Raw genomic sequence first — 21,235 nt, 5'->3', positions numbered from 1 at the left:
AGAGACCCCTATGAACGAACCGTATCTGAACGGCGCGACCCTCATGACCACCCCCACCCCGCGTCAGCTCGAGGTGGCCCTCAAAGCCGGTTTTGCGGGCATCGAGGCCAGGGCCGAGCGCCTGCGGGACAAGGACAACAAAAGCGAGCTCGAGGCGACGGTATCCGCTTTGAGGTCGGGAGGCGGGAGGGTCGTGAGCCTCAACGGCCTGGGGCTTCAATCTCTGCCCGGCGGGAGGCTCGACACCAGGAAGCTCGAAGCCGACCTGCCCGAGCTGCTCGACATCGCTGCGGCCTTGGGCGCGGGGCTGCTGCTGGTCGTCCCGCTGCGGGCTAGGGGTGTTTCCTTCGAGGCCGCGCTTGAGGGCCTGCGCGAGGGCTTGGCCCTGGCTCAGGCGGCTGCGAAACCATACGGTATCGAGCTGGGCTTCGAGTTCTTGGGCTTCGCCGAGTGCCCGGTGAATACCTCCGCCAAAGCCCTCGAGCTCGCGCGCTCCCTTCCCGAGATCGGTTTCGTACCGGATTCCTGCCACGTGTATGCCTCAGGGAGCAGCTTTGGCGATTTCCCCGCCGACCGCCTGCGCCTGGTCCACCTCAACGACTGCGCCCGGCCCGCGAGTATGTCCATCGAGGATGGGGACCGGGTGCTTCCGGGGGAGGGGCGGATTCCCCTGAAGCGCTACCTCCAGGAGCTGCGCTCGAGCGGCTTCGACGGGCCGTGGAGCTTGGAGACCTTCAACGAAGCGCTGTGGAAGGAAGACCCTGAGCAGGTGGCAATCCGCGGGTTCAGGGCCCTCCAGGGCTTGCTGCTCGGGTGAGGGGCAGAGGGGCGATGGTCGGATTTGAAATGAAAGATGAAGCTTTCGCTTTTCTTTCGCTATGGCCCAGTAATATTGACATACGAAAGCCGAGCTTCTTAGAATACCGACTACCGACTGGCCAGGGCGTCTTCGTAGCCAGCCGCACAGCGGGTCCGTTCTTTTTTGGCGATGCCTGGCGGCAGGTTAGCCGCTCGAGACCGGCTGTGCAGTCAGGGTGCAGGAGTTCAGGGGGAGATATGAAAGGGCAAAAGCGAAACCATGACCGCGCCGGGCTTTGGGCACTCCGCATCTTGCCGGGACTGGAGGTCAGGGCGTGAGTACCCTTCGCCTCACCGTCGCCCAGGCCCTGGTCAAGTTCCTGGCCGCCCAGTTCGCGGAGCGAGACGGGAGAGAAGAGCGCCTCATCCGGGGGGTCTGGGCCATCTTCGGTCACGGCAACGTATCTGGCCTGGGGCAGGCTTTGGAGGAGTACGGCGACGCGGTGGGCCTACCCACCTACCGACCCCAGAACGAACAGGCCATGGTGCACGCGGCCATCGCCTATGCCAAGCACAAAAACCGCCTGTCCACCTTCGCCTGCACCGCCTCGGTGGGGCCGGGCTCCACCAACATGCTCACCGCCGCGGCCACCGCCACCGTCAACCGCCTGCCGGTGTTGCTCCTACCCTCCGACTACTTCGCCAGCCGCCTGCCCGATCCCGTCCTGCAGCAGCTCGAGCACCCCCTCGAGCACGACGTGAGCGTGAACGACGCCTTCCGGCCCCTCTCCCGCTTCTTCACCCGCATCACCCGGCCCTCCCAGCTCCTCTCCGCGCTGCCCGAGGCCATGCGGGTGCTCACCGATCCCGCCGAGACCGGAGCGGTCACCCTCTGCCTGCCCGAGGACGTGCAGACCGAGGCTTACGACTGGCCGGTGGCGTTCTTCGCCCCCAGGGTCTGGCGCATCCGCCGCCCCACACCCGAGCCGGAGGTGCTGGAACAGGTGGCCGAGCTCATCCGCAGGGCCAGACGCCCGCTGATCGTGACCGGAGGGGGCACGCTCTACGCCGAAGCCCACACCCAGCTCGCCGCTTTTGCCCAGGCCTACGGCATTCCGGTAGCGGAGTCGCAGGGGGGCAAGGGGGCTTTGCCCTGGGATCACCCCATGAACGTGGGCCCGGTGGGTGCAAACGGGGGAACCGCCGCCAACCGCCTGGCCCGTGAGGCCGACCTGGTCCTGGCCATCGGCACGCGGTTGGGCGACTTCGTCACCGCCTCCAAGACCGCCTTTCAGAACCCGGAGGTGAAGTTCGTCGGGTTGAACGTGGTGCCCTTCGACGCCGGTAAGCTCTCCGGGGTTTCGTTGGTGGCCGATGCCCGGCGCGGGCTCGAGGCCCTGACCGCGGCCCTCGAGGGCTTCGCGGGCACTTCGGCCCCCTACCGCGAAGAGGTCGCCCGGCTCAAGCGGGAGTGGGACGCCCTGGTGAGCGAGTACCGTACCCCCCGGCCCGAGAAGAAGGAGATGGCCCAGGCCGAGGTCATCGGTCTGGTGGGCGAGGCCTTCGGCGGCAAGGCCACCGTGATCTGCGCGGCGGGGAGCCTGCCGGGCGATCTGCTCAAGCTCTGGCGCTGTGAAGACCCCAAGGCCTATCACCTCGAGTACGGCTTCTCCTGCATGGGCTACGAGATTCCCGCCGGGCTGGGGGTGGCGCTGGCCGAGCCGGGGCGCGAGGTGGTGGTCTTCGTGGGGGACGGCAGCTACCTGATGATGAACTCGGAGATCGTCACCGCGGTGGCCGAGGGGCTGGATTTTACGGTCGTGCTGATCGACAACCGGGCCTTCGGCTCGATTCGCGGCCTGCAGATGTCGTTGGGCTCGCCCTCCTTCAACAACGAGCTGCGGCGGCGCGACGCTAGGACGGGCCGCACCGACGGCCCCCCGGTGGCCGTGGACTTCGCCGCCCACGCCAGGGCCATGGGGGCGACGGTGTGGAGCCCCAGGAACTACCGCGAGTTGGCAGAAGCCCTCAAAGAGGCCCGCAAAGCCAGGGGCGTGCGGGTGATCGTGGTTGCGGTGAGTGTAGACGACCGCCTGCCGGGCTTCGAGAGCTGGTGGGACGTGCCGGTGGCCGAGGTCTCGGGCCAGCCTGCGGTCAGGAAGGCCCGCGAGGCGTACGAGGCCTACCTGAAGAAGCAGCGGCGCTATTTCTGACAAGACCTCCGGGAAAGGAACTTTAGACAATGGCTATCCGTTTCGGCAATGCACCGTGCAGTTGGGGCACCATCGAGGGGTGGGGGCAGGGCATCGGCTACGCGCAAATGCTCGATGAGCTGGTAGAAACCGGTTACCGTGGCACCGAGTTGGGCGACTTTGGCTACATGCCCACCGAACCCGAGCGCTTGCGGCTGGAGCTTACCTCGCGCGGCCTGACCATGCTGGGGGCCTACGAAGGGGTCTACCTGCTCGAGCCCAGCGAACACACCGCGGGCGAAGCGCGCGTGCTGCGCACGGCCCGCCTCTTGAAAAGCGTGGCCGAGGTGGGCGATGGCTGGCAGCCCTTGGTGGTGCTGGCCGATGAGCACAGCCGCGACCCGGTGCGCTTCGAGAACGCCGGGCGTATCCGGCCTGAGCTGGGCCTCAGCGCCCAGCAGTGGAAGGCCTTTGCCGCGGGGGCCATGCGCATCGCCCGGGCCGTCTACGACGAGACGGGTTTGCGCACGGTCTTCCACCACCACTCGGCGGGGTACGTGGAGGCGCCCTGGGAGATCGAGGCTTTCCTCGAGCACACCGACGGCGCCGTCATTGGGCTGGTGTTCGACACCGGGCACTACCTCTACGGAACGGGCACCAACCAGCCAGAAGCGGTGCTCGCGGGCCTCGAGCGCTTCTGGGGGCGCATATGGTACGTGCACTACAAAGACTGCCACCCCGTCGTCGCCGGCGAAGCCCGCAGCAAAGGCTGGAACTACAAGGAGGCCGTCGGGCGCGGGGTGTTCTGCGAACTGGGTAAGGGCCAGATCGACTTCGCTGCGGTGACCCGCAAGCTGATTTCGCTGGGCTACGACGGCTGGATCACGGTGGAGCAGGACGTGCTGCCGGGCATGGGCGAGCCCAAAGAGAGCGCCAGGCGCAACCGCGAGTACCTGCGCCAGGTCACGGGGTACTGAGGGGATAGGCATGTACGACCTCATCACCATCGGGCGTTCCTCCATCGACCTGTACTCCAACGACATCGGGGCCCCTTTTCCCGATATCCGTACCTTCGGGGCCTACATCGGCGGGAGCCCGCTCAACATCGCGGTCGGGGCCAGCCGCCTTGGGCTCAAGGCCGCGCTGCTGACGGCGGTGGGGGAGGACAAAATAGGGGAGTTCATCGTCGAGAGGCTCAAGCGCGAAGGGGTGGAGACCCGCTTCATCCCGCAAAAGCCCGGAACCCGCACCTCGGCGGTGCTGCTGGGCATCGAGCCTCCGGATAGATTCCCCATCACCTTCTACCGTGAGAACGCCGCCGACATCCAGCTTTCGATCGATGATGTGCTCAATACGCCCATTGCCCAGGCCAAGGCCGTGCAGCTTTCTGGGCTTGCCCTGGCCAAAGAGCCCAGCCGCAGCGCCACCTTTTTTGCCGCCGAACAGGCCAAGGCCGCGGGGGTCACGGTCTTTTTGGATCTCGACTTTCGGGCCGACGGCTGGCACGACCCCCGCGCCTATGGGGTGCAGATCCGCGCCTTATTGCCGATGGTGGATGTGGCCATCGGCACCGAGGAGGAGGTCAACGCGGCCATGCTGCGCCGGGCCGAGGACATCACCATCCGCCACTCGCAGATCACCGCGCCGGAAATCCAAGGCGATGTGGAGGCCAACATCCGGGCGCTATTGGGCAGGGGGGGAGAGGCCCTGGTGGTCAAACGGGGGGCCAGGGGGGCCGATGTGTACCTGCCGGACGGCAGCGTGGTGAATGCCCCGGGCTTCGAGGTGGAAGTGCTCAGCGTGCTGGGTGCGGGGGATGCTTTTGCGGCGGGTTTGATCTACGGGCGCTTGCAGGGCTGGGACTGGTACAAGAGTGCGCGCATGGGCAACGCTTGTGGAGCCATCGTGGTGACCCGGATCGGCTGTGCGGACTTTGCCCCGTATCTCGACGAAGTGCTCGAGTTCATCCGCTCGAGGGGTGGGTTTTGATCAACCCGGAGGTTCACATGGGTAAGACCTATGGCGTCGCTTTATTGGGTGCAGGACGGATGGGCATGGAACACGCCCGTACCATGCTGGGCGTGGCCGAGGCCCGGGTGCTGGCGGTGGCCGATCCCAATGCCCAGGCCGCGGAGGCGGCCAGGGGCTTGCTGCGGGCGGAGAGGATCTACGCCGACCCCGAGGAGGCCATCCACCACCCCGGCGTGGAGGCGGTGGTCATCGTCACGCCTACCGACACCCACGCCCGCTACATCGAGCTCTCGGCCCAAGCCGGCAAGGCCATCTTCTGCGAAAAACCCGTGGCCAAGGACCTGGGGGAGACCCGGCGGGTGCTGGGGGTCGTGGAGCAAAAAGGCCTGCCCTTCCAGATCGGCTTCCAGCGCCGCTACGACCCGCCCTACCACCAGGCCAAGGAAAAGATCGAGGCGGGGGAGATCGGGGAGGTTGAGCAGTTCATCGCGGTGATGCGCGACCCGGCTCCGGCCCCCCTCGAGTACCTCCAGGGCTCGGGGGGCATCTTCATCGACCAGTCCATCCACGACATCGACTGCGCGCGCTTTTTGGTTGGAGAAGTAGAGGAGGTCCACGCCTGGGGCGCGGTGCGGGTAGACCCCAGAATCGGCGAGATCGGCGACGTGGACACCACCAACCTCTCCTTGCGCTTCGCGAACGGCGCGCTGGGGGTCATCCAGAACTCCAGGCGCGCGGTGTATGGCTACGACGTGCGCACCGAGGTCTTCGGCTCCGGGGGCAAGCTGGTGATGGACGCCACCCCCAAGACCCCTCTGTGGCAGTACGGCAGCGGGGTCAGGGCCGACCACTACCACTTCTTCATGGACCGCTTCAAGGAAGCCTACCGCCTCGAGCTCGAGGCCTTTTTCCGGGCGCTGGCCACCGGCAAGCCGCCCACGCCGGGCCCCAAAGACGCCATAGAGTCGTTGCGCATCGCCCTGGCGGCGACCAGGAGCCTCAAAGAGGGGCGCCCCGTGCGGCTGGAGGAGATCGCATGAGCTCGCCCAACCACCGCAGGCCCCGCTCGGGCGTGGGGAGCCTCGTCGAGGTGAACCCGGCCTCGGCGGGGTGGAAGTACCTCTCCTTCCAGGCCGTGGCCCTTCCGGCGGGCCATACCCAGCAGGGCAGCTCCGACGGTCGGGAGGTGGCCCTGGTGCCGCTATCGGGGGAGATACGGGTCGAGGTCGGGACCCGCTCCTTCGCGCTAAAGCGCCAGGATGTCTTTTCCGAGCTGCCCTCGGTCTTGTACCTGCCGCCGCGCACCGAATACCTGGTCCAGGCGCTTACGGAGGCCGAGTTTGCCCTGGGGGGGGCCCCCGCGGAGGGACGCTATCCCGTGCGGCTGTTCAGGCCCGAGGAAATTCGCGTGGAGATGCGGGGGGGAGCCAACGCGCTGCGCCAGGTGTCGCACATCCTGGGGCCACACCTTCCCGCCGAGCGCCTGCTGCTCTACGAGGTCTACACGCCCTCGGGCTTTTGGTCGGGCTGGCCGCCGCACCGCCACGACGGGCGCATGGGCTCGCTGTACATCGAGGAGACCTATTACTACAGGATCAGCCCTAAGACCGGCTGGGCCATCCACCGCAACTACAGCCCCGAAGACGGCCTGGACGAGCTTCTGCTGGCCAAAGACGGCGACCTGATCCTCGCGCCCAGGGGTTATCATCCGGTTGTGGCGCCGCCCGGGTCCAACGTCTACTACCTCAACTACATGGCCGGCGAAGCCCTCGGCGAGGCCCGGGCCACACCGCCCGTGGACGACCCCGACTGGGGCTGGATGCGGGAGGATTGGGCGGGGAAGCCGCTGAGGCTGCCCGTGGGGGGCCGCTCGGAAGGGGGATGAGGGGTGCGACAAGATGGAAAGCCCGGCCCGTGGCGTCTTTTTCAGCGGGTTTTATATGAAAACCGAGGATCGGCGTAGCAAGATCATCGAGCTCCTGGAACGGAAGGGCTCGGTGCAGGTGGACGAGCTGGTCGGGCTCTTTGGGGTCAGCCACGTCACCATACGCAAAGACCTCACCGAGCTCGAGGGCCGCGGCCTGCTGCACCGCACCCACGGCGGGGCCACCGCTGCGCACAAAAGCCTGTTCAACCCCTCTTTTCGCGAAAAAATCCACCTTCAGCAGGCGGAAAAGCAGGCCATCGCCCAGGCGGCGCTGGAGTATATCGAAGAGGGCGACACCCTCGTCCTCGATGCCGGGACCACCACGCTGGTGCTGGCCCAGCTGATGAAGCGCCGGTTTCGCTCGCTCTACGTCATCACCAACTCGGTGCCCATCGCCCTCGAGCTCTCCGAGACCCGCTGGGATTTGCTGCTTTTGGGCGGGCAGGTGCGCCACCACAGCATGGCCCTGATCGGCCCGGCGGCGGTGCGGACCCTGGAGGTCTACCACGCCGACAAGGCTTTTATGAGCGCTACCGGGGTTACGGCGGTCAAGGGCTACACCACCCCCAACCCCTACGAGGCCCAGACCAAGCAGGCCATGATCCGGTCGGTGGACACCGCCTACGCCCTGGTGGACTCCAGCAAGCTGGGGCGGGCGACGCTGGCCAGCTTCGCCGCGCTGGAGGAGATCGACCTGCTCATCACCGACGAGGGCGCACCGAAGGACTTCTTGCAGCACCTGGAGCGCCAGGGGCTGAAGTACCAAGCCGCCGAGCTCGAGCGAACCGCATCCAGGGCGGGGTAATGATCAGCCCTGGTATTGCTCCTCGCTTACGGGCTCGAGCCAGTGGGCGGTTTGGCCCTCCTGGGCCTCTTGGATGGCCAGGTGGACCATGGGGGTGTGGGCGGCGGCCCCGTGCCAGTGCTTGACCCCTGGGGGGAACCAGACCACGTCCCCCTCGCGGATCTCCTGCTTGGGGCCGCCCTCCTCCTGGACCCAGCCCACCCCCTCCAGGACCACCAGGGTCTGCCCCAGGGGGTGGGTGTGCCAGTGGGTGCGGGCCCCGGGGGCAAAGCGCACCCGGGCCACCCGGACCCGGGCCGGGGGTGGGGCCTCCAGAAGGGTTTCCACCTCCACCGGGCCGGTGAAGTAGGCGGGGTCGCCCTGGGCCTTGGGGTGCGTGCCTTTCCGATGTATCTGGATCATGTTCATCTCCTCCCTTAGCGTACGGGTTCCACCCGCACGGCGTCTTCCTGGGCGAGGGCCAAAAGGGCCAAGCTCAGGATCAGGATGGGTATCGCCCGCATGGCTCACCTCTCCTTAGGCAGGGCTACGCCGGTCAGCTTGGCGCACAGGGTCAAGAAGGCCTCCTGGAGCACCACATTATCGGTCTGAGGATGAGGGCGTGCTGCGCGCAGGTGGTGGAAGTAACGGCCGCTGACCTTGGCCCGCGGATCGTCGCTTACGGCGAGCCACGCCTGGGTGGCCACGCCCGCCTCGAGGCTACCCGGGGCGGTGGGGCCGCCCATCCTGGTGGGCACCCAGCCGGGGTCCACGGCGTTGGCGTAGACCTCGGGCCAGAGGCGGGCGAGGGCCTTCGCCAGGAGGACCAGGTAGAACTTGGACTCGCCGTAGCCAATCTGCCCCTTGGCCAGGGCCTCGAGGTCGGGCCTCGCCTGGAGGTGGAGGTCGGAGCTGACGTAGACCAAGCGCTGGGGCCTGGGGATGAGGGCGGTGAGGAGGTAGGGGGCCAGGGTGTTTACCCAGAGGATCTCCCCCTCCGGGGCCTGGTACACCCCGGCGTTGTGGACCACCGCATGGAAGGGCCCTGCGGCCTTGGCGGCCTCCGCCAGGCGGAGGACTTCCTCAGGGCGGGCCAGGTCCCCCACCAGCACCCCCTCGGCGCCGGGCACCTGGGCCAGGGCCTCCTCGGCCCGCCTGGGGTTGCGGGCGTGGAGGACCACCCGGTGCCCCAGGGCCACCAGCTTCTGCGCCAGAAGCCGCCCCAGGCCGTCCGCCGAGCCGGTGATGAGGATCCGCTGACCCACTACGCCTCCTCTCGGGGCAGGATCCGCACGGTGGCCGCCCGGGCCCGGGGGCTCACCATGGGTTCCAGGTAGGGGCTTCCCCCGTACTTTTCCCGGTAGGCGGCGTCAATGGCCTTTTGGAGGGGATCCTCGGCCGGGACCGGCTGAAAGACCACCTCCCGGACCATCCCCGCCACGTGCACCCGCCCGGCCCCCTGGCGCACCGCCGCTTGGTACCAGCTAGAGCGGGGGCCGTGGTAGGCCCGGGCGTAGACGGCCTCCCCCACCACCACGCACCAGACCCAGGTGGGGGTGCCGTAGGTGACCCCGTCTTCCCGAAAAGGGGCGACGTGGAGGTCGTCGGCCGGGGCGATTTGGGCCAGCTCTTCCGCCGTCCAGCGGCCGGCCTTAGGCTTTTGGAATCCACTTCCTTGGGTGGCCATACGCTTCACCTCCTTTCACGCGTTCAACCTTTTGGGGGCGATTCCACATAGGTCATGCGCTCCAGCTCCTCGGGGTAGCGCTCGCCCACGATCCGGATCTGGGCCGACGCTTCCTCTAAGGCTTGCAGGTCCTCCGGGGCGAGGGCGACGTTGACCGCGCCGATGTTTTCCTGCAACCGAGGAAGCTTGGTCGTGCCCGGAATCGGCACGATCCAGGGCTTCTGCGCCAGCAGCCACGCCAGGGCGACCTGCGCCGGGGTGGCCCCCTTGCGCCCGGCGATGTTTCGCAGCAGCTCCACCAGCGCCTGGTTGGCCTGCCGCGCCTCCGGGCTAAAGCGGGGGATCCGGCTGCGAAGGTCGGAGGGGGCAAAGGCGGTGGTTTGGTCAATCGCCCCGGTTAGAAAACCTTTGCCGAGGGGGCTGTACGGGACAAAGCCGATGCCCAGCCCCTCACAGATAGGCAGGATTTCCTGTTCGGGCTTGCGCCACCAGAGCGAGTACTCGTACTGCACCGCAGTTACCGGACAGACGGCGTGGGCGCGGCGGAGCGTCTTTGGCCCCGCTTCGGACAGGCCCCAGTGCCGCACCTTGCCTTCTTGGATCAGCTCCTTGACCGTGCCCGCCACGTCCTCGATGGGGACGTTGGGATCCACCCGGTGCTGGTAGAGCAGGTCAATGGCTTCCACCCGCAAGCGCCTGAGCGAGCCCTCCACCGCCCGCCGGATCTGCTCGGGCCGGCTGTCGGTGCCGTTTGCGGGGTTCGGACGCCCGTTCGCGTCGTGGCGGAAGCCGAACTTGGTGGCGATGGCCACCTGACCCCGGAAGGGCTCGAGGGCCTCCCCCACCAGCTCCTCGTTGACGAAGGGGCCGTAGACCTCGGCGGTGTCGAAGAAGGTCACGCCCAGCTCCACGGCCTTGCGGATCAGGGCGATCATCTCGCGCCGCTCCGGCGACACGCTGTAGCCGCCGGTCATGGTCATGCAGCCCAGTCCGATGGCCGAAACTTCCAGCTGGCCCAGTTTACGCTTTTGCATCTCGTCCCTCCTCTAGGGTGGTTCTCAGGCTTCTGGGATGCTGTGGTTGAGCTTCAACAGCGATGGGCTCATTCGTTTACTCCTTTACCAACGCGTTTGGCGTACGACGTACGACATAGAACATCCGTGCAGGAAATCGAGTTGCCGGCGCACACGGTATAACGGCATGGCGGCTCGAGTCCCCCATCATGGGCGCAGCAACACCTTGATCGCCCGGCGCTCGTCCATCGCGCGGTAACCCTCGGCGACCTGGGCTAGGGGCAGGGTCAGATCGAAAACCTTGCCGGGGTTGATCTTCCCCTTCCAGATCAGCTCGATCAGCTCGGGCAGGAAGCGGCGCACCGGGGCGGGCCCGCCGTGCAGGTGTACGTGGGAGAAAAAGTACTCCTGCCCCGGAATGGCCACGTCGTGGAGCACGCCGACAAACCCCACGTGACCTCCTGGGCGCGTAGCGCGGATGGCCATCATCATGGATTCCTGGGTGCCGACCGCTTCGATGGCCGAGTGCACCCCCAGGCCGTCGGTCAGATCCTTGATCCGCTCTACGCCTTCGTCGCCGCGCTCCTCGAGGATGTCCGTAGCGCCGAACTCCCTGGCCAAAGCCTGCCGCGATGGGTTGCGGCTCCCCAGCAAAAAGATGCGCTCGGCGCCCATCTGCTTGGCAGAGAGCACCGCCAGCAGCCCGACGGCTCCATCCCCGACTACCGCGACCGCCTTGCCCGGCTGCACCTGGGCCGCCACCGCAGCGAACCAGCCGGTCCCCAGCACATCGGAGGCCGCCAAGAGGCTCGGGATCAGGTCGTCGGGGGGAATCTCTGGGGTGGGGACGAGGGTACCGTCGGCCAGGGGGATGCGGGCGTACTCCGCTTGCGCCCCCGTGGGGGCGCCGGGTTGCCGGTTGACGCAGGAACTATGGTAGCCAGCTTGGCAGATGGGGCAGGTGTTGTCCGAGGCAAAGAATGAGCCCACCACAAACTGCCCCGGCCTGATGTTCTTTACCGCGCTGCCCACTTCCTCGACGATGCCCACGTACTCGTGGCCCATGGGGGTGGGCTGGGTTAGGCGGTCGAAGCCACGGTAGGGCCACAGGTCGGAGCCGCAGATGCAGGTGGCGGGCAACCGGATGATCGCGTCGGTGGGCTCGAGGATTTGGGGATCTGGGCGCTCTTCGGAGCGCACGTCACGGGGGCCGTACATGACCGTTGCACGCATGGTGGTTTACCTCCCACGCAAAGCCGGAAGTTGCGCCGGCCAGCGATGCCAGTATGGCCCCGCTTACCCCGCAGCCGGTTGTCTGTTTCTGGGGGGTTCTTGCCTAAAACTCCGGGGACCTCTTCCTCTATGGAGGATGGGATAAGGGATTTGGAGATTTAGGCAAATCGGGCCGGTTGCGCTGCCTACAATGGGGGTAAGTCAGGGCGGCAGCGTGCCCCAAAGGGAGAACCGCGATGAGCCAAGCGAAGCCCCTGTCCCATTTGGAAAACCCCACGGAGCCGGATCCGTCCGACCTGCTGAAGCTGGCTGGGTTGATCCGCGCGTACGCTCCCTACGACGGCGTGTTTGCGCTTCGGCTTCCCGGCGTATACGTCAGCCGCCACTCGCGCCCTTACAAGGCCCCCTTGCTCGCTTTGTCCACCCCGGCGCTGTGCATCGTGGCACAGGGGGCCAAAGCGGCTCTGCTGGGATCGGAGAGATACGAGTACAACCCGGCCCAGATGATCGTGTTCTCGGTGGATTTGCCCCTGTCGTTTCAGGTCACCCGGGCCAGCCCCGCCGAGCCCTTCCTCTGCCTTCGCCTGGATTTAGACCCCCGCCAAATTGCCGAGCTGATCTTGAAGGTATATCCGCACGGCCTGCCCGCGGTCTACGGGAATAAGGGGGTGTATATCGGCGGAAGCGACGCGGGCGTGGTGAAAGCGGCGCTCCGGTTGCTCGAGCTGATGGCCAGCCCGCAAGATGCCGAGCTGCTCGCCCCATTGGCGGTCGAGGAGGTCCTGATCCGCCTGCTGCGCAGTTCGATAGGGAGCCGGGTAGCCCAGATCGGCCTCGCCGAGTCAAGCGTGTACCGTATCGCCCGGGCTATTCGCTGGATACGGTCTAACTTCGACCAGCCGATGCGCGTCGAGGCACTGGCCAGGATGGTGAACATGAGCCCCTCCTCCTTCTACCAGCACTTCAAGGCCGTCACCTCGATGAGCCCGTTGCAGTTTCAGAAGATACTGCGCCTTCAGGAGGCCCGGCGCCTGATGCTGACCTCGAGGATGGATGCCGCGACGGCCGCCCGGCAGGTGGGATACGCCAGCCCGTCGCAATTCAGCCGGGAGTATCGCCGCCTGTTCGGGAGCGCGCCCTCGAGGGACATCAACCGGTTACGGGAGCAAGGTGAACTGCTCTCCGCGGAGGCCTGATGTTGGCCTTCCGTACCGCGTCGTAGAGATGGCCGTACGTCTTGGGTCGTACGCTATACGCAAAACGCAAGACGTGACTTAGGTCATACGTCGTACGCTATACGCTAAATGCTGGGGACGAGCAAAGCTCGTACACCCAGAGGTAGATTCCCTGTCGGGACGAGCAAAGCTCGTACACCCGGGGGACCGATCCCCTTCGTTCGACGTACGGCGTGGGACGTACGGAGGGCTGTATTTTTACGACGGTATATTTTGCCGCTCGGCCAGGAACAGCCAGGTCTCGAGCACGCTGTCGGGGTTGAGCGAGAGGCTCTCGATACCCTGTTCCACCAGCCATAGGGCGAACTCGGGGTGGTCGGAGGGGCCCTGGCCACAGATGCCGATGTACTTGCCCATCTTCTTGGCGGTTTGGATGGCCCTCGAGAGCAGGAACTTCACCGCCTCGTCCTGCTCGTCGAAGAGCTCGGCCACCAGGCCGGAGTCGCGGTCGAGGGCTAAGGTGAGCTGGGTGAGGTCGTTGGAGCCGATGGAGAAGCCATCCACATGCTGCAAAAACCCCTCCGCCAGGATGGCGTTGGAGGGCACCTCGCACATCATGATGACCCTGAGGCCGTTCTTGCCTCGCTCGAGCCCGTGGGATCGCAACACCTCCAGCACCGCCTGCAGTTCGCCCACCGTGCGCACGAAGGGGATCATGATCTCCACGTTGGTCAGACCCATCTCGTCGCGCACGTATCTCAGCGCCTCACACTCCATGGCGAAGGCTCCGGCGAAAGCCTTGGAGCGATAGCGTGAAGCCCCCCGGAAACCGAGCATGGGGTTTTCCTCCTTGGGCTCGTAGCGCTCCCCGCCCAGGAGGTGGGCGTACTCGTTGGACTTGAAGTCCGAAAGCCGCACGATCACCGGGTGGGGCGCGAAGGCGGCGGCGATCGTCGAGACCCCCTCGGCCAGCTTGCTCACAAAGAAAGCGCGGGGGTTCGGGTATCCCGCGCTGCGCCGCTCGATCTCGGCCTTGAGGTGGGAGGGTAGGTTAGGGTAGTCGAGTACCGCTTGCGGGTGCAGCGCGATGACGTTGTTGATGATGAACTCGAGCCGGGCTAGCCCCACCCCGGCGTTGGGCAGGCTGGCGAAGCTGAAGGCCCGCTCCGGCGTGGCCACGTTCATCATGATCTTGACCGGGATCTCGGGCATCTGGTCGAGGTGGATCTTCTGCACCTCGAAACGCAACTGGCCGCGGTATACCCTACCGGTATCCCCCTCGGCACAGGAGACCGTCACGGGATCGCCGTCTTGCAGCACGCGGGTGGCCTCGCCGGTGCCCACCACCGCTGGGATGCCCAGCTCGCGGGCCACGATGGCCGCGTGGCAGGTGCGCCCGCCCCGGTTGGTCACGATGGCCGCGGCCCGCTTCATCACCGGCTCCCAGTCGGGGTCGGTCATGTCCGCCACCAGCACGTCGCCCGGCTTCACCCGGTGCATCTCCTGGGGGCTCTGGATGACCCGCACGGCTCCGGCCCCGATGCGGTTGCCCACGCTGCGCCCGCTCACCAGCACCTCGCCGCGCTCCAGCAGGGTGAAGCGCTCGATCACCCGGCCCATGCGGCTTTGCACGGTCTCCGGGCGGGCCTGGAGGATGTAGAGCTGGCCGTCCAGGCCGTCCTTGGCCCACTCGATGTCCATCGGGCGGCCGTAGTGCTCCTCGATGAGGAGGGCCTGTCGGGCTAGCGATTCGGCCTCCTCGTCGGTGATGGAGAAGCGCATCCGCTCGGCCTCGGGCACCGGGACGGTCTGAATGGGCTCGTCGCCCTCGGCGTAGACGATCTTCTGCATCTTGGTGCCCAGGTGCCGCTGCAAAATGGCTGCCCTTCCCGCTTTGAGCGCGGGCTTGTACACGTAGAACTCGTCGGGGTTCACCGCCCCCTGCACGATCAACTCGCCCAGGCCGTAGCTCGAGGTGATGAACACCGCGTCGCGGAAGCCGGATTCGGTGTCGAGGGTGAAGATCACCCCGCTCGAGCCCAGATCGCTCCGCACCATCCGCTGGATGCCCGCCGAGAGGGCTACTTGCTGGTGGGCGAAGCCGTGGTGGACCCGGTAGGCGATGGCCCGGTCGTTGTACAGCGAGGCGAAGACCTTCTTCACGCAACGGAGGACGTTCTCCACCCCCCGCACCCCCAGGTAGGTCTCCTGCTGCCCGGCGAAGGAGGCCTCGGGCAGGTCCTCGGCGGTGGCCGAGGAGCGCACCGCCACCGAGAGCTCCGCTCCAGAGCGGCTTTCCAGCCTGGCGTAGGCTTCTTGGATGGCGGCCTCGAGCGCCGCGGGCATCTCGCCCTCCTCCACCCAGCGGCGGATCTCGGCCCCGGTGCGCGCCAGCGCTTCTACGTCGTCTACGTCCAGCTGTTGTAGGCCCTCGCGGATTTTTTCCTCGAGCCCGTTATGCTCCATGTACGCGCGAAAGGCTTGCGCGGTGGTGGCGAACCCTTCCGGCACCTTGATTCCCAGGTGGCTGAGCCGGCTGATCATCTCCCCGAGCGAGGCGTTTTTACCTCCAACTAGGCTTAGGTCTTCCATACCGAGCGTGTCGAACCAGCGGATATACATACCTCCCCCTTCCTGGCGCTTTTCCTTACTGTACCTCAGTGTGGGTGCGCAAGGGCTCCGGGTGGGTGGTGTGAAAGCGAGGCAAGTACACCGAGCCTGGCGGCGCGAGCAGGGCAAGGAACGGCGGTAGACTAAGGGCAAATGCCAGTCCGCACGGTATTTATTGTTTCCGATCACACCGGCATCACCGCCGAGAGCGTGGCGAGAAGCTTGTTGGCGCACTTTGAGGGGGTGACGTTCGAGTATCAGGCCCGCCCTTTTACCGATACCGAGGCCGAGCTCGAGGCCATCGTGGCCGAGATCCGCTTGGTTTGCGAGGCGCAGGGGGTGCGGCCCATCGTCTTCAGCACCCTGACCAATCCGGGGTTGAGCGCCCTGCTCGAGCGCGCCCCGGCGCTGGTCTTTGACCTCTTCCGGCCGTACTTGAGCAGGCTCGAGGCCGAGTTGGGGGCTCGGGTTCAGCCCCGGGTGGGCCGTTTCCACAGCATCAACGACGCCAGCACCTACTTCACCCGCATTGACGCGGTGGACTTTGCCCTGGCCACCGACGACGGTTTGGGCAGCAAGCACTACGCCCAAGCGGAGGTGATCCTGGTGGGGGTTTCCCGCGCGGGCAAGACCCCGACCTGTCTCTTTTTGGGGCTCCAGTACGGCATCCGTGCGGCCAACTACCCCCTCGCCGAGGGCGACTTCGAGCGACTTACGCTGCCCGAACTGCTCCAGCCCTACCGCTCCCGGGTCTTCGGCCTGACCATTGACCCCCTACGCCTGCACCAGATCCGCACGGCCCGCAAGCCGGGCAGCCGCTACGCCACGCTCGAGCAGTGCCGCTACGAGGTGGAGCGGGCCGAACGGCTTTTCAAAAACAACGGCATTCGCTACTTCGACACCACCACCTCCTCCATCGAGGAGATCGCCACCACCATCGTGCAAAACGCCGGGCTGGCACGCCGGCTAGGCTAAGCCCGTGGGCGACTGTAGCTCACGCCGTTGGTAGCCCCCGAACCCCAAGGTTAGGATGCCAAGCATGGCTAAGAAAGCCCTGGTGATCGGCTCGGGCATCGGCGGCTTGGCGATGGGCATCCGCCTGCAAAGCCTGGGCTTCGATACCACCATTCTCGAGAAGCTGGACGGCCCCGGCGGGCGGGCCTACGTGCGCAGAGTGGGCGGCTTCACCTTCGACATGGGTCCCACCGTCATCACCGTGCCGCACTTTATCGAGGAGTTATTCGCGCTCGAGCGCGGTCGGCCCCGCCTTGGCGAGCCCGACTTTCCGCCCACCATCCTGGGCGACGACAAGCGCGCAAGTGGTGGCCCCCACACCTCCCGCTACGTGCAGATCGTGCCGATTCTGCCCTTTTACCGCATCTGCTTCGACGACGGCACCTTCTTCGACTACGACGGCGACCCGGCGAGCACCCGGGCACAGATTCAAGCATTGGCCCCCGAGGACCTGGAGGGCTACGAGCGCTTCCACCGCGACGCCAAGGCCATCTTTGAGCGCGGCTTCCTCGAGCTCGGATACACCTACTTCGGCGACTTGGGTACCATGCTCCGGGTCGTCCCAGATTTGCTCCGGCTGGACGCGGTGCGCACCCTGCTGAGCTTCGCCAAAAAATATTTCAAGAACCCCAAGATGCAGCAGGTCTTTAGCTTCGAGACCTTGCTCATCGGCGGCAATCCCATGAGCGTCCCGGCCATCTACGCCATGATCCACTTCGTCGAAAAGACCTGGGGGATCCACTTCGCGATGGGGGGAACCGGAGCCCTGGTGCAGGGGTTCGTGAAGAAGTTCGAGGAGCTGGGCGGGACCGTTCGCTACCGCGCCGAGGTCACCAAGATCAACGTGGTCCGCCAAAACGGCAAAAAGGTCGCCACCGGCGTCACGCTGGCCTCGGGCGAGGTGCTGCAAGCCGACCTGGTGGTCTCCAACGCGGATTACGCCCACACTTACCTCGATCTCATCGAGCCGCAGTACCGCTTCTGGAACGCCGACTGGGTGGTGAAGGCCAGGAGGCAGAGCATGTCGCTGGTGGTGATCTACTTCGGCTTCAGGGCCGATGGGCACGAGGGCGAGCGGCTGCGCCACCACAACATCATCCTGGGGCCGCGCTACGAGGAGCTTTTGCGGGATATCTTCGGGCGTAAGATCCTAGCCAAGGACTTCTCCCAGTACCTGCACCTGCCCACCCTCACCGACCCCTCGCTGGCCCCCCCCGGCCACCACGCGGCCTACACGCTGGTGCCGGTGCCGCACAACGGCTCGAGGCTCGACTGGGAACTGTTGGGAGAACCCTTCACCGACAAGATCCTGCGTTTCCTCGACGAGCGCGGCTACCTGCCGGGGCTGATGAGCCGGCTCGTGTACAAGGGCTTCGTCACCCCGGATTACTTCGAGCACACCCTGAACTCCTACTTGGGCAACGCCTTTGGCCCCGAACCGCTGCTGCTGCAGTCGGCCTTTTTCCGCCCGCACAACCGCTCGGAGGATATCGCCAAGCTCTACCTGGTGGGGGCCGGGGTGCAGCCGGGAGCCGGGACCCCCAGCGTGATGATGTCGGCCAAGATGACCGCCCGGCTGATCGCGCAGGACTTCGGCATCGCGGACGCTCCTGCGCGCGGGCTCGAGGCCGAGGCGGCCAGGGAGCCCCTGGCCACCGAGTAGTCAGGACCCGCCGCACGCTCCGAGAGGCCCCGGGCCTGCCCTAAAATGCTTGCCATGCATGCTTCGCAAGCGCCAAAGCGGCAACGTGACCTGGGCCAGTTGCGCCGTCTGCTGGCCTACACCCGGCCCTACCGCTGGGGCTTGGTGGTGGCCGGGCTCGCCAGCCTGATCTCCACCGCTTTCAACCTATCGTTCCCTCAGGTGGTGGGCCGCCTGATCAACGCCTCCTTCCTCGAGGCCAACCTGGCCCGGCTCGACTCGCTGCTCTTGGTGCTGCTGGGGGTGTTCGCGGGGCAGGCCGTCTTCAGCGGGGTGCAAAGTTACCTCGTAGCCCGCGCCGGCGAGGGCGTGGTGGCCGACCTGCGCAAGGCGCTCTACACCCACCTGCTCACCCTCTCCCCCCGCTTTTTCGAGCGCAACAAGACCGGCGACATCACCAGCCGCCTGACCTCGGACATCGCCACCGTGCAGGCGGTGGTCTCAAGCACCCTGGTGCAGCTCTTCACCCAGCCCTTGGTGCTGGTGAGCACCTTGGCGATCCTCTTCCTCACCAACTGGAAGCTCACCGCGCTGATCCTGGCGGTGGTGCCGGTGGTGATCCTGGCGGCGATCTTCCTGGGCCGCCTGATCCGCCGGGTTTCCAAGGAGTTCCAAGACCGGGTGGCCGAGGCCAACGCCCGTGCCGAGGAGACCCTCTCGGGCATCCGGGTGGTGCAGTCGTTCACGGCGGAGGGGCTCGAGGCCAAGCGCTATGGCGAGCTCATCGGCAACTCCTTCCGGGTGGCGCTGCGGCGGGCGCTGCTGGGGGCGGTGCTCAACCCTATCGTCTTCTTTGCCGTCTCCGCCGCGCTGGGCTTGGTGCTTTGGTACGGCGGGCGGCTGGTGGCGCTGAAGGAGATCAGCCCCGGCCAGCTCTTCACCTTCGTGCTCTACACCTTCAACATCGCCGCCACGGTGGGCACCTTTACCGGCATCTTCACCCAGATCCAGAGCGCCCTGGGCGCTTCCAGCCGCATCTTCGAGCTGCTCGACGAGCGCCCCGACCTGGTCGAACCGGCCCAGCCCAGGCCGCTGGAACGGGTGCAGGGGTGGGTGCGCTTCCAGGACGTGCGCTTTGGCTACGGCGAGCGCGGCGAGGTGCTGCGGGGGGTGAGCCTCGAGGCCAAACCTGGCCAGGTGGTGGCCATCGTGGGCCCCAGCGGGGCCGGGAAGAGCACCCTGGTGGCCCTGATCCCGCGCTTTTACGACGTGACCGGCGGCAGCATCACCCTAGACGGCCTCGACGTGCGCGAGGTGGCCTTGCGCGAGCTACGCTCGCACATCGGCATCGTGCCCCAGGAGACCCTGCTGTTTTCCGGCTCCATCGCCGAGAACATCGGTTATGGCCGCCCTGGGGCGAGCGAGGCCGAAATTGTCGCCGCGGCCAAGGCCGCCAACGCCCACGAGTTCATCTGCGCCTTCCCCGAGGGCTACGGCACCCTGGTGGGCGAACGCGGGGTGAGGCTCTCGGGCGGGCAGCGTCAGCGCATCGCCATCGCCCGGGCGCTGCTCAAGGACCCCCGCATCCTCATCCTCGACGAGGCCACCAGCTCCCTCGACTCCGAGTCGGAGATGCTGGTGCAGGAGGCGCTCGAGACCCTCATGCAAGGCCGCACCACCTTCGTCATCGCCCACCGCCTCTCCACGGTGCGCCGCGCCGACCTGATCGTGGTGCTCGAGGACGGCCGGGTGGTGCAGCAGGGTACCCACGAGGAGTTGCTGGCAGCGGGCGGCTTGTACCGCGACCTCTACGAGCTGCAATTCCGCGAGGAGGGGGAAGTGGAACCCTCCCGTGGGTCGTAAGCCGGAGACAATCGTTACTGCCCCTTCAGCGCTTCTTCCAGCGTGTTCCACGCCAGCGTAGCGCACTTGACCCGCGCGTGCAGCTTGTGCACCCCGGCCAGCGCCCTGAGGTCGCCCAGTTCAGGCGCAGGCTCGGCCCCCTCAACGATCATGGCCTTGAACTTGCGGGTGAGCTCGAGGGCCTGCGGCTGATCGGTTCGCTCATCAGCTAGGCTGAGGTCGTGGGCCCTGCCAGGCGGCCTCGGCGATGCGCCCATCTAAGCTCCAGACTGTTGCCGCAGGAGGGGTTGACGCCGGGCATCGAGGGTGCGGAAGTTGAGGGGGTGCTTGTAGTGGCGTCTCCCAGGGGTGGCGCTTGAGGGCGGGGGTGGGGTCGCCGGCCCCGCCCACGGTGTGGCGCCCCCCGGCCAGATCGGCGAACTCGCGCTTGCGGCTGACGATGACCGGGTGCCGGCAGCGCCCCTCCATGCGCCGGATTCCCCGAGTCCGACTTGCCCACGATGAGGATGCGGAAGGTTTGTCTACCGGCCATACTCTCGCCAGTTGGCTGCTCGAGCCCAGCCCAGGTCTTCAAAGTCCTTGAGATTTTCAGTCAAGATGGTCAGGTTATGAGTCCATGCGGTTGAAGCGATCATCAAATCGAATAGGCGTTTGTGGGGGTTGGGTTTTTTGGGTAGGGATAGTTTAGTTGCTTCCCGTACGGTTTTGAGCGCTGCGTTCTCTTCAAAGGGCAAGATTTTGAATTGAGCAAATAGCTGATGTATACTTTTTTCTTGCCTTGGGTCTATCGCAAACTCGCCTGTTGCATATTCCACTTGGACAATGGCTGAGGTGACCATTTGTTCAGGGGATAGGTATTTTAAAAAGTTGATTGCCTCCGGCTCTCTGCGCCGGAGGGATATAAAAAAGTTTGTGTCTAGTAGAATCTTTTTAGGGATTCACATCAGGGCGACGTATGGGGCGAATAGGGTGACGCCGGCCTGTAACCCGCTCAATGGCTTTTACCATTTTGCGAGCTTGTTCATCGGTCAGGGGAGGAAGGCTCATAATCAATTGGTAGACTTCCTTGGCTTTTTTGGATTTGAACACGGGCTTGGCGGTAGCCATACGACCATCATATCTCACGCTTGGTAGGCTCGCCACAGCGCCCACCCGGCCGGGTGTGTCCTGAAAATAGGCAAACAGCCTAAACTGTTGGAATGAGCGAAATACGGGAACGGATGCATCAGTTGGTGGATGAGTACGAGCGGCTGGGAGAGGGGAAGAATATAGCCGAGCAGGAGTTGCTGGTGATTGAGTTTGGCAAACAGATCCAGCGGCTGATGA

19 protein-coding genes and 1 pseudogene are annotated in these 21,235 nt (G+C 65.9%); 11 read left to right on the top strand and 9 right to left on the bottom strand.

Features of this window, described 5'->3' with window-relative positions; genetic code table 11:
• The first annotated feature begins 10 nt into the window (after positions 1–10).
• The 7 genes from DNA98_RS11260 (at position 11) to DNA98_RS11230 (ending at position 7,693) form a co-directional block, all read left to right on the top strand.
• On the top strand, positions 11–817 hold the full coding sequence (locus DNA98_RS11260) for a sugar phosphate isomerase/epimerase (RefSeq protein WP_110530730.1): 807 nt from the start codon (positions 11–13) through the stop codon (positions 815–817).
• 316 nt (positions 818–1,133) lie between these two features.
• On the top strand, positions 1,134–3,011 hold the full coding sequence (gene iolD, locus DNA98_RS11255; protein ID WP_110530729.1) for a 3D-(3,5/4)-trihydroxycyclohexane-1,2-dione acylhydrolase (decyclizing): 1,878 nt from the start codon (positions 1,134–1,136) through the stop codon (positions 3,009–3,011).
• A gap of 29 nt (positions 3,012–3,040) precedes the next feature.
• A complete protein-coding gene (locus DNA98_RS11250) occupies positions 3,041–3,967 on the top strand; it encodes a TIM barrel protein (RefSeq protein WP_110530727.1) in 927 nt (308 codons plus the stop codon).
• Positions 3,968–3,977: 10 nt separating this feature from the next.
• On the top strand, positions 3,978–4,979 hold the full coding sequence (gene iolC, locus DNA98_RS11245; protein WP_110530725.1) for a 5-dehydro-2-deoxygluconokinase: 1,002 nt from the start codon (positions 3,978–3,980) through the stop codon (positions 4,977–4,979).
• A gap of 17 nt (positions 4,980–4,996) precedes the next feature.
• Positions 4,997–6,001 carry an inositol 2-dehydrogenase gene (gene iolG / locus DNA98_RS11240; RefSeq protein WP_110530890.1) on the top strand — a complete coding sequence of 335 codons (1,005 nt, stop codon included), beginning with the start codon at positions 4,997–4,999 and terminating at the stop codon, positions 5,999–6,001.
• The gene (gene iolB / locus DNA98_RS11235; protein ID WP_110530723.1) at positions 5,998–6,846 is read left to right on the top strand and encodes a 5-deoxy-glucuronate isomerase; all 849 of its coding nucleotides are present in this window, start codon (positions 5,998–6,000) and stop codon (positions 6,844–6,846) included. Before iolG ends, iolB begins: the two co-directional genes overlap by 4 nt.
• Before the next feature lie 55 nt (positions 6,847–6,901).
• Positions 6,902–7,693 carry a DeoR/GlpR family DNA-binding transcription regulator gene (locus DNA98_RS11230; protein WP_110530888.1) on the top strand — a complete coding sequence of 264 codons (792 nt, stop codon included), beginning with the start codon at positions 6,902–6,904 and terminating at the stop codon, positions 7,691–7,693.
• Positions 7,694–7,696: 3 nt separating this feature from the next.
• On the opposite strand, the gene DNA98_RS11225 is transcribed toward DNA98_RS11230, so the two are convergent.
• The 5 genes from DNA98_RS11225 to DNA98_RS11205 all read right to left on the bottom strand — a co-directional run bounded on the left by DNA98_RS11225 (position 7,697) and on the right by DNA98_RS11205 (position 11,605).
• On the bottom strand, positions 7,697–8,095 hold the full coding sequence (locus tag DNA98_RS11225) for a cupin domain-containing protein (RefSeq protein WP_174720037.1): 399 nt from the start codon (positions 8,093–8,095) through the stop codon (positions 7,697–7,699).
• 104 nt (positions 8,096–8,199) lie between these two features.
• Positions 8,200–8,937: an SDR family NAD(P)-dependent oxidoreductase gene (locus tag DNA98_RS11220; RefSeq protein WP_110530722.1), complete on the bottom strand. Its 738-nt coding sequence runs from the start codon at positions 8,935–8,937 to the stop codon at positions 8,200–8,202.
• Positions 8,937–9,359, bottom strand: a complete 423-nt coding sequence (locus DNA98_RS11215; protein ID WP_110530720.1) for a DUF2255 family protein — start codon at positions 9,357–9,359, stop codon at positions 8,937–8,939. The genes DNA98_RS11220 and DNA98_RS11215 overlap by 1 nt, the downstream gene beginning before the upstream one ends.
• Before the next feature lie 23 nt (positions 9,360–9,382).
• Positions 9,383–10,393 (bottom strand): aldo/keto reductase, encoded by a 1,011-nt coding sequence (locus tag DNA98_RS11210; RefSeq protein ID WP_110530718.1) that lies wholly within the window; start codon positions 10,391–10,393, stop codon positions 9,383–9,385.
• Positions 10,394–10,579: 186 nt separating this feature from the next.
• Positions 10,580–11,605: a zinc-dependent alcohol dehydrogenase family protein gene (locus DNA98_RS11205; protein WP_110530716.1), complete on the bottom strand. Its 1,026-nt coding sequence runs from the start codon at positions 11,603–11,605 to the stop codon at positions 10,580–10,582.
• A gap of 236 nt (positions 11,606–11,841) precedes the next feature.
• On the opposite strand from DNA98_RS11205, the gene DNA98_RS11200 reads away from it, so the two are divergent.
• Positions 11,842–12,801, top strand: coding sequence for an AraC family transcriptional regulator (locus tag DNA98_RS11200; RefSeq protein ID WP_110530714.1), 960 nt, complete (start codon positions 11,842–11,844; stop codon positions 12,799–12,801).
• A 237-nt stretch (positions 12,802–13,038) separates the two neighbouring features.
• On the opposite strand, the gene ppsA is transcribed toward DNA98_RS11200, so the two are convergent.
• On the bottom strand, positions 13,039–15,402 hold the full coding sequence (gene ppsA / locus DNA98_RS11195) for a phosphoenolpyruvate synthase (protein ID WP_110530712.1): 2,364 nt from the start codon (positions 15,400–15,402) through the stop codon (positions 13,039–13,041).
• A 141-nt stretch (positions 15,403–15,543) separates the two neighbouring features.
• Between ppsA and DNA98_RS11190 the strand changes: the two genes are divergently transcribed.
• The 3 genes from DNA98_RS11190 (at position 15,544) to DNA98_RS11180 (ending at position 19,909) form a co-directional block, all read left to right on the top strand.
• Complete coding sequence (locus DNA98_RS11190) at positions 15,544–16,365, top strand: pyruvate, water dikinase regulatory protein (RefSeq protein WP_110530710.1); 822 nt, start codon at positions 15,544–15,546, stop codon at positions 16,363–16,365.
• A gap of 64 nt (positions 16,366–16,429) precedes the next feature.
• Positions 16,430–18,067 (top strand): phytoene desaturase family protein, encoded by a 1,638-nt coding sequence (crtI, locus tag DNA98_RS11185; protein ID WP_110530708.1) that lies wholly within the window; start codon positions 16,430–16,432, stop codon positions 18,065–18,067.
• 54 nt (positions 18,068–18,121) lie between these two features.
• Positions 18,122–19,909, top strand: coding sequence for an ABC transporter ATP-binding protein (locus DNA98_RS11180; protein WP_233493187.1), 1,788 nt, complete (start codon positions 18,122–18,124; stop codon positions 19,907–19,909).
• A gap of 14 nt (positions 19,910–19,923) precedes the next feature.
• Here the strand turns inward: DNA98_RS11180 and DNA98_RS11175 are convergent.
• The 3 genes and pseudogenes from DNA98_RS11175 to DNA98_RS17815 form a co-directional block, all read right to left on the bottom strand.
• Positions 19,924–20,094 (bottom strand): annotated as a pseudogene (locus DNA98_RS11175) (SUF system NifU family Fe-S cluster assembly protein); the annotation flags it as partial.
• 336 nt (positions 20,095–20,430) lie between these two features.
• Positions 20,431–20,835: a type II toxin-antitoxin system VapC family toxin gene (locus DNA98_RS11170; protein ID WP_255418287.1), complete on the bottom strand. Its 405-nt coding sequence runs from the start codon at positions 20,833–20,835 to the stop codon at positions 20,431–20,433.
• 4 nt (positions 20,836–20,839) lie between these two features.
• The gene (locus DNA98_RS17815) at positions 20,840–21,016 is read right to left on the bottom strand and encodes a hypothetical protein (protein ID WP_158531639.1); all 177 of its coding nucleotides are present in this window, start codon (positions 21,014–21,016) and stop codon (positions 20,840–20,842) included.
• Between the last annotated feature and the right edge of the window lie 219 nt (positions 21,017–21,235).

It is taken from the genome of Meiothermus sp. Pnk-1 (assembly GCF_003226535.1).
Lineage (GTDB): Bacteria > Deinococcota > Deinococci > Deinococcales > Thermaceae > Allomeiothermus.
Note: the sequence above shows the minus strand (reverse complement) of the source record. Positions and strands in the feature narration are given on the sequence as shown.